We start from the raw sequence: 8,170 nt of genomic DNA, 5'->3' as shown, positions 1-8,170 counted from the left end.
TCAGGGCCCGGCGGCCCTCCACCATGCATGGGCCGTGCCAATACCCCAAAGCCGCGGCCCACCCCGGCCGGCCGCACGCACCTGCCCCCGCCCCACCCGGCAGAGCCTGCCGCCCATCGGCAATTCCTGCCGGGCAGAAATGGCCGGGTGGAGGCATCGCCCGGAGCGCCGTGGTACGTTCTCCGATGGGAAGGCCGTCCATCATGCCACGCCTTCATGAGCCCGGCACATCTCCCTGAGCCGGAATAGGCCAGGTGCAGGTCACACTCGCGAATCACGTCCAGGCTGGAAGGCGGCGTACAAGCTTGCGGAGCATGCTGCAGCACCTCCCCCAACCGAGCCACGCAGCTAGCCGGTGGAAGCGGCCCGGGAGCCCATCAGGCGAGGCAGGAAGGACAGTAGGGACAGGAGGCCGCAGGCGAACATGGTCAGGAGCAGCGGCCAGACCGTGCCGTTCTGGAGCATGCCCACCAGCTGAGCGGCCGCGGCGGCGAAGGCCATCTGGAGAAAACCGGAAAGGCCCGATGCCGTGCCGGCGGCGTTCGGGTTGACCGAGAGTGCGCCTGCCTGGCCGTTTGGCACGGACAGGCCCTGAAAGAAGGCGACCAGTGCGGTGGGCAGGAAGATCGTCCAGGCCGCAGCCATGCCGAGCAGGGCCAGCAGCACTGCCAGGCCGGAACCCATTACGTTGCCGAGGCTGCCGATCAGCACCATGCGGTCCAGGCCGACCCGCCGCGAGATCCTGGAGGCCACCAGGTTGCCGACCATGAACATGAAGGCGACCGGCAGGAACCAGAGCGCATAATGGGTGGCGCTGCCGCCCAGCACCTCCATCACCACATGCGGGCCGCCGCCCAGCAGCGCATAATAGAGGGCGATGGAGAAAGCACCTTGGAGGGCATAGGCCAGGAAGTCGCGATGGCCGAGCAGGCGCCCGCCGCCGGCGAACAGGCCGGGGCGCGCCTTCGTGTCCGCCGGCCTGGTCTCGGGCAGGGCCTGGAGGCTGAAGACGAGAATGACCAGCCCGGCCAGTCCGGAGGCGGCAAAGGTCGCGCGCCAGCCGAACAGGTCGGTGAGGCCGCCGCCCAGCACCGGCGCCAGCATGGGTGCGATCACCATCGCGGTCGTGACGATCGCCAGCATCGAGGCGGCATCCTCCGGAGGATGCCGATCGCGGATCATCGCCCGGGCGATCACCATGCCGGCGGCACCGCCGGCCGCCTGCACGACCCGTGCTATCACCAGCATCACGATCGAGCCCGCCAGGACGCAGCCGATGCTGCCGACCAGGAACACGCCGAGCCCGAGCAGCACGGCACCGCGCCGGCCGATCCGGTCGGACAAAGGCCCGAACAGCAGCATGGCCACGGCGATCGACAGGGTCGAGAGCGAGAGAGTCAGCTGCGCCACACCGGGATCGGCGGCGAAATCGGCTCGGATCTGCGGCAGGGCCGGCAGGAAGATCTGCAGCGCGCCTGGGCCCAGCCCGGTCAGCACCACGAGCAGCGGCAAGAACATGCGACCATCGCCGGCCAACCCAGTACCTCCTTCCCCATGAGCGGGGCAGCCACGGATGGACGCAGGCGCCGCAAGTTTGCAAGGTCGCATCCCGCGAGACCGAAGCCAGGAGACCCAACTTGCAGCCTTTCGACCTCTTGATCGCCGGCGGCCGCCTAGTCACTCCGGGCGGCCTGGTGGCGGCCGATCTGGGGATCTGGGACGGCCGGATCGCGGCGATCGGCGCGCTGGACGGGCAGGCTGCCGCGGAGCGGCTCGACGCGCGGGGTCTGCATGTCCTGCCGGGCGTGATCGACAGCCAAGTGCACTTCCGCGAGCCGGGCCTGGAGCACAAGGAAGACCTGGCGAGCGGCAGCGATGCCGCGGTGCTGGGCGGGGTCACCACGGTGTTCGAGATGCCGAACACCAACCCGGCCACCACCGATGCCCAGGCTCTCGATGACAAGCTCGAGCGGGCCAGCGGCCGGATGCGCTGCGACCATGCCTTCTATGTCGGTGCGACGGCGGAGAATGTCGGCCAGCTGGCGGAGCTGGAGCGGCGGCCGGGCAGTGCCGGCATCAAGATCTTCATGGGCAGCTCGACCGGCTCGCTGCTGGTCGAGGACGACGCGTCGCTGGAGCGGGTGCTGCGCGCCGGTGCGCGGCGGGTCGCGGTGCATGCCGAGGACGAGCCCCGGCTGCGTACGCGCAAGGCGCTGGCGGAGGCAGCCGGCGACCCGCTGGCGCATCCGGAGTGGCGGGACGTCGAGGCCGCGACCCTGGCCGTGACGAGGCTGCTGCGCGCGGCCCGCGCCACCGGCAGGCGCGTCCATGTCCTCCATGTGACCTCGGCCGAGGAGATCGAGATCCTGGCCCAGGCCCGGGACGTGGCGAGCGTCGAGGTGACGCCGCACCATCTCACCATGCAGGCACCGGACTGCTACCAGCGGCTCGGCACCCGCGCCCAGATGAACCCGCCGGTGCGGGATGCCCGCCATCGGGACGCGCTGTGGCAGGCGGTTGCGGAGGGCGTGGTCGACGTGCTGGGCTCGGACCATGCGCCCCACACCCTGGACGAGAAGGCCAAGCCCTATCCGGCCAGCCCGTCCGGCATGACCGGGGTGCAGACCCTGCTGCCGGTCATGCTGGACCATGTGGCTCAGGGGCGGCTGTCCCTGGAGCGCCTGGTCGACTTGACCGGCCATGGCCCGCAGCGGATCTTCCAGCTGGCCGGCAAGGGCCGGATCATGCGCGGCTACGACGCCGACCTGGTGCTGGTCGACCTCGAGGCACGCTGGCGGATCGAGGCGGGCTGGCTGGCGTCGCGGGCCGGCTGGAGCCCCTATGAGGGGATGACGGTCACCGGACGCCCGGTCGCGACCCTGGTGCGCGGCCAGGTCGTGGCACGCGACGGCGAGCTGGTCAGCGATCCGATCGGCCGGCCGGTCCGCTTCCTCGAAACGCTCAGCTGCTGAGCCCAGGGACTCAGGATGTGCTGCGCCTGGGCAGGACGTCCTTCAGCACGGCAGCGCCGGTGCCCAGCCGTTCCATGAGCCGGTCCCAGTCCACCGCGTCCGGGTCCTCGACCAGGACCGGGACCGGCCGCTCGTCGAGCGTCAGGTCGGCGCTGACCTCCTCGCGGGTGAGCAGCCCGTCGCCATCCGCGTCGTAGCTGGCGAACAGGTGGTCCAGGCCGACGAAATCGATCGCCAGGAGGGTGAGCACCGCCGCCTGCTTGTCGGCCGGCGGCAGCTCCCTGGAGTGCCCGAGCAGCCATTCCCGCCCGCGCGTCTGCAGCCCTTCCAGCTCGGCCAGGTCGAGCGCGCCGTCGCGGTCGCGGTCGGCGAAGCGGAAGATCCGCTCGAAGCAGGCGCTGGACGCCTTGAGCGCACAGGCCGGCCCGGTCTCGCGGACGAACCGGTCGAAGGCGGCGGGCGTAGGCGCGCCCGCCACGGCCGGCACGGCCAGAAGCAGGAGCAGGGCAGCGAGGAGCGGGATCCTGATCATGGTCCTATCTTCTATCAGGAAGATGCCGCCTGTTTGAGCCGATAGAGCAGGTCCAGGGCCTCCTTGGGCGCCAAGCTGTCGGGATCGACACTTTCGAGCAACACTCGCAGCGGATCGGCCGGCGGCTCCGGATCCTCCGCCGGCTCCTCCAGCAGGGCCAGCAGCGGCAGGTCGTGGGCGAGGCGGGCGGCCGTGCCCTTGGCCTCGTTGCGCTCCAGCTTCGCCAGTACTTGGCGCGCACGGTTCAGAACCGGCTTGGGCAGGCCGGCGAGGGCGGCGACATGGATGCCGTAGGAACTCTCCGCCACGCCCTTGCCGATCTCGTGCAGGAACACGATGCTGCCCTGCCATTCCTGGACCTTGACCCGGTGCAGGGCCAACCGCGGCAGGCTGGCCGCCAGATGGGTCAGTTCGTGGTAGTGGGTGGCGAACAGGCCGCGGCAGCGCACCTTGTCGTGCAGGTGCTCGACCACCGCCCAGGCGATGGACAGGCCGTCCCAGGTCGAGGTGCCGCGGCCGATCTCGTCCAGCACCACGAGGCTGCGCTCGGTGGCGCGCGCCAGGATGGTCGAGGTTTCCAGCATCTCGACCATGAAGGTCGAGCGGCCGCGCGCCAGATCATCGGCCGCACCCACGCGCGAGAACAGCCGGTCGACCAGACCAATGCGGGCCGAGCGGGCCGGGACGAAGGCGCCGGCCTGGGCCAGCACCACGATCAGGGCGTTCTGGCGCAGGAACGTGCTCTTGCCGGCCATGTTCGGGCCGGTCAGCAGCCACAGGCGCTGATCCGGCGCCAGGTCGCAGTCATTGGCCACGAATGGTTCGCCATTGGCCTTGAGAGCTGCTTCCACGACCGGGTGGCGGCCAGCCTCGATGGCGAACACCGGCTCGTCCACCAGCTCCGGGCGCACCCAGCCGCCCGAGCGCGCCAGCTCGGCCAGGCCCGCCGCGACGTCCAGCTCGGCCAGGGCCGCGGCGGCACTGCGCAACCTGCCGGCTCGTGCGAGCACTTCCTGGCACAGGGCCTGATAGATCTCGCACGCCCGGGCCTGCGCACCATCGGCCGCCTCGCCCAGGGCCCGCTCCAGGGCCTGGAGCTCGGCCGTGGTGAAGCGCACCGCACCGGCCAGGCCCTGGCGGCGGATGAAGTCCGGTGGCACCCGCCCTTCCTGGGCGGCCGGCACCTCCACATACCAGCCAAGCATGCCGTTGTGCCGGATCTTCAGGTTGCCGATCCCGGTCTCCTGGCGCAGCCGCTGCTCGAACCCATCCAGATGGCTGCGCCCGGCATCGCGCATGGAAACGAGCCGGTCATATTCCGCGTCCACGCCCGGCTGGAGCAGGCCGCCATCCTCGACCCTGAGCGGCGCCGGCTCGGCCAGAGTGGTCAGGAGCCGCTCCGCCAGCTCCTCCAGCCCGAGCAGGTCGGGCAGGAGGATGGCCAGGCAGCCGGGGCCACCCTGGAGGAGGGCGCCGGCCTTGCCGGCACGGTCGGCGGCATCGCCCAGGGCGCGCAGGTCGCGCGGCCCGCCCCGCCCGGCGGCCAGCCGGGCCAGCGGCCGCTCGGGATCGGGCATGCCGGCCAGCAGGGCGCGCAGCGCATGGCAGAGCCGGTCGTCCTCGACCAGGACGGCCACCCGGTCGGCCCGCGGCCGGATCAGCTCGTGCCGTGCGGCCGGCTCGGCGATTCGCCTGGCCAGGAGGCGGGCGCCGATGGCGCTGGTGGTGCGGTCGATCGCCGCCAGGAGCGAGCCCGCCCGATCGCCGTCGGGGCCGCGCAGCAGCTCGAGCGAGCGGCGTGTGGCGGGATCGATCTGCAAGAGCGCGCCGTCGTCGATCCGGACCGGCCGGTCCAGGCGGAAGCCGCCGGATTTCTGGGTCAGCTCCAGATAGTCGACCAGGGCACCGGCAGCACCAAGCTCGGCGCGCTCCAGCTCGCCCAGCGGGGCCAAGTCGGCTAGGCCGAAGCGGGCCTTGAGGATCCGGGCGCCCACGCCCGGGTCGAAGCGGACCTGGGCGATCGGCGTGATCCGGTCGGAGACCTCGCGGAGCTGCCGGGCGAGCAGCGGGTCCTGCAGCCGCTCGACCGGCGCCAGGAGCTCGGCCGGCGCCAGACGCGCCAGCGCTGCGGCGAGCCCGTCACGGTCCAGCGCCTCGGTCTCGAACCGGCCAGTCGAGAGATCGACCCGCGCCAGCGCTGCACGGTCGCGCTCGAGCGCGAGCGCCGCCAGCCAGTTGTGCTGCAAGGGGTCGAGCAGAGCGTCCTCGGTGAGCGTGCCGGGTGTGATCAGACGGACGACGCCGCGCTCCACCAGCGTCTTGCCACTGCGCCGCCGCGCCTCGGCCGGATCCTCCATCTGCTCGCACACCGCGACCTTGAAGCCCTTGCGGATGGCCCGGTGCAGGTAAGTCTCGACCGCGTGCACCGGCACGCCGCACATCGGCACCTCCTCGCCGCGGTCCTTACCACGCCGGGTCAGCGCCACTTCGAGGGCGGGCGCGGCATTTACCGCATCGGCAAAGAACAGCTCGTAGAAGTCGCCCATGCGGAAGAACAGGAGGGCGTCCGGATGGGCCTCCTTCAGACGCCGCCACTGCGCGATCATCGGGGTCGACGTCTCGCCGTCCCGCACCGTCTGCTCCCATTTCACGTGCTGATCGTCCGCCAGGCATCCTGCAAGGCAAGGGGGTCGCCTCGCGCCCGGGCGGAAGCTGGCAGGAACGGCGCGTGAGGTCCAGCCTAGGTCACACCGGTGCGGCCCAGTTGCCTACCGGTTGAAAATATCTTGCAAATCAATCGCGGGACGCTAATTTCCGGAAGGTGCCTTCAGCAAAACTCCGGTTCGGGCAGAAACCGATGGATCAGCCGGAAGACTTGACCGACTCTTGGCCGGTGATCACACCGAATTTTGTGCGGGAATCCACAACAGATCCAGCTTATCTGCTGTCTCTGAAGATCGAATACCTGACATGGCCCGACCGTGCCAAGGAACTCGATCGGATGTTCTGGAAAGATGCCAACCAGCGACTGAGCCATGAGGAGATCACCGCGGTCATCAACCGCCAAGCCCTCACGGCGGAGGGGGCCCTGGCCGTGGACGCCTATGCGCGGCAGGTGAAGCAGGTGCTGACCGAGGCGTTCGTCCAGCTGGACGAGCCCCAGATGGTGGGCACGGTGTGGCAGGCCTTCACCTGGCTGCTGCTGGATCGCGAACGCGAACGCCTGCCTGCCCAGGCCTGGCTGCGCGCCGCCGATCCCCTGGCCCTGCGTGACCATCTTGCCATGCTACCGGGCTACGCGTTCCTGATCCTGGCCGCGATGCCCAACGATTCCGTCGAGGCCTTCCTGGCCCGGGACGCGTTCTGGGACGCCATGCTCGGCGCCACCCGCGAGATCTCCTCCGAGAGCGACCACACCGCCGACTGACGGCGCCTGGATCCGGACCAGCGCCCGGGCACTCCGCCCGTCCGCGTCCACCACGGTGATCTCGCTCCAGCCGCGCGCATGGCCCCGCCACCAGCTGCCCCGTCGCCGCGACCGGTCGCTGTCCAACGGCACGCCGTCGACGAACCAGCGCAGCGGCAGGCGGCCGCCCCTCGCCTTGAGCGGGATGGCGACATTGCTGGCGACGTCGAGCAGGGTGCGGTCGGTGGGGAATTCGACCTCGAGCGGCACGATGCCGGTCCCGGCCGCCATTGGCTGGTCCAGCCGCGCCAGCAGTGGCGGTGCCGCCCCCTTGAACGGGCTGGCGGTGGGCTCGGGCAGGAGCAGGGTTTCCGGCAGCAGGTCGAACACCCTCGCCAGCAACGGCGCGGCACCGGCGAAGCCCGAACAGCTCTGGCCGCAGCTCGCGGCATCGGAGCGCCCGATCCAGACCCCCACCGTGTAGCGGCCATCGAAGCCCACCGCCCAGCCGTCCTTGAACCGGTAGGACGTGCCGGTCTTGAAGCCGAACGGGCGGCCTGGGCGTGCCCCCGCCGGTCGCGGGGCGCCGGCCAGGATCCCGCGCAGCGCCCCGGCGGCGGCCGTGGTGAGCAGTGCCGCCCCTGTTACCGGCCTGCCGCCCGGGAGGACGTGCGGGGGCCGGACCCTGCCGTCGCCGGCAATGGCGCTATAACCGGCGACCAGGTCCAGGAGGTTCATCCCGACGCCGCCCAGCACCACCGGCAGCCCCGCCGGCAGCTCCCGGCCCAGTTCCAGCCCGATCCCGGCATCGCGCAGCGCCTGGACGAAGCCTACCGGCCCGAGCCGCTCCAGCACCGTCACCGCCGGCAGGTTCAAGGAAAGCTGCAGGGCCTCACGGAGGGTGACCTCGCCCGCAAAGCCACGGTCGAAATTCTCTGGCGCGTAGTCCGAGAAGCGCCTGGGCTCGTCGACCGCGATGCTCTGCGGATGGGCCAGGAACCGGTCGAAGGCCAAGCCGTAGACGAACGGCTTCAGGGTGGAGCCCGGCGAGCGGATGGCGCGGACATGGTCGACCATGCCCTGGCGGCGATGGTCGAGATAGGCGGACGAGCCGGCCCAGGCCCGTACCGCGCCGCTTTCATGCTCCACCACCAGTGCGGCCAGCTCGATCGGTGCCGGCAGGGTCGCCGCTCCGGCGCGCAGCAGCCGCTCCAGCCCCGCCTGCAGGCCCGCGTCCAGCGTGGTGCGGAGCCGGTCGCC

At 71.1% G+C, this 8,170-nt stretch carries 5 protein-coding genes; 1 reads left to right on the top strand and 4 read right to left on the bottom strand.

Annotated elements, in window-relative coordinates; translation table 11 throughout:
* Window positions 1-348: 348 nt before the first annotated feature.
* The gene (locus tag VNS22_RS15325) at window positions 349-1,518 is read right to left on the bottom strand and encodes a multidrug effflux MFS transporter (RefSeq protein WP_325733866.1); all 1,170 of its coding nucleotides are present in this window, start codon (window positions 1,516-1,518) and stop codon (window positions 349-351) included.
* A 119-nt stretch (window positions 1,519-1,637) separates the two neighbouring features.
* On the opposite strand from VNS22_RS15325, the gene VNS22_RS15320 reads away from it, so the two are divergent.
* Window positions 1,638-2,972 carry a dihydroorotase gene (locus tag VNS22_RS15320; protein ID WP_325733864.1) on the top strand — a complete coding sequence of 445 codons (1,335 nt, stop codon included), beginning with the start codon at window positions 1,638-1,640 and terminating at the stop codon, window positions 2,970-2,972.
* 10 nt (window positions 2,973-2,982) lie between these two features.
* On the opposite strand, the gene VNS22_RS15315 is transcribed toward VNS22_RS15320, so the two are convergent.
* The 3 genes from VNS22_RS15315 to VNS22_RS15305 all read right to left on the bottom strand — a co-directional run.
* A complete protein-coding gene (locus VNS22_RS15315) occupies window positions 2,983-3,504 on the bottom strand; it encodes a hypothetical protein (protein ID WP_325733862.1) in 522 nt (173 codons plus the stop codon).
* Window positions 3,505-3,518: 14 nt separating this feature from the next.
* On the bottom strand, window positions 3,519-6,155 hold the full coding sequence (gene mutS, locus VNS22_RS15310) for a DNA mismatch repair protein MutS (protein ID WP_325733860.1): 2,637 nt from the start codon (window positions 6,153-6,155) through the stop codon (window positions 3,519-3,521).
* Between the two features lie 635 nt (window positions 6,156-6,790).
* The coding region (locus tag VNS22_RS15305) for a penicillin-binding transpeptidase domain-containing protein (RefSeq protein ID WP_325733858.1) at window positions 6,791-8,170 on the bottom strand (1,380 nt) is incomplete at its 5' end.

The sequence above is a fragment of the Geminicoccus sp. genome, from assembly GCF_035556675.1.
GTDB lineage: Bacteria > Pseudomonadota > Alphaproteobacteria > Geminicoccales > Geminicoccaceae > Geminicoccus.
Note: the sequence above shows the minus strand (reverse complement) of the source record. Positions and strands in the feature narration are given on the sequence as shown.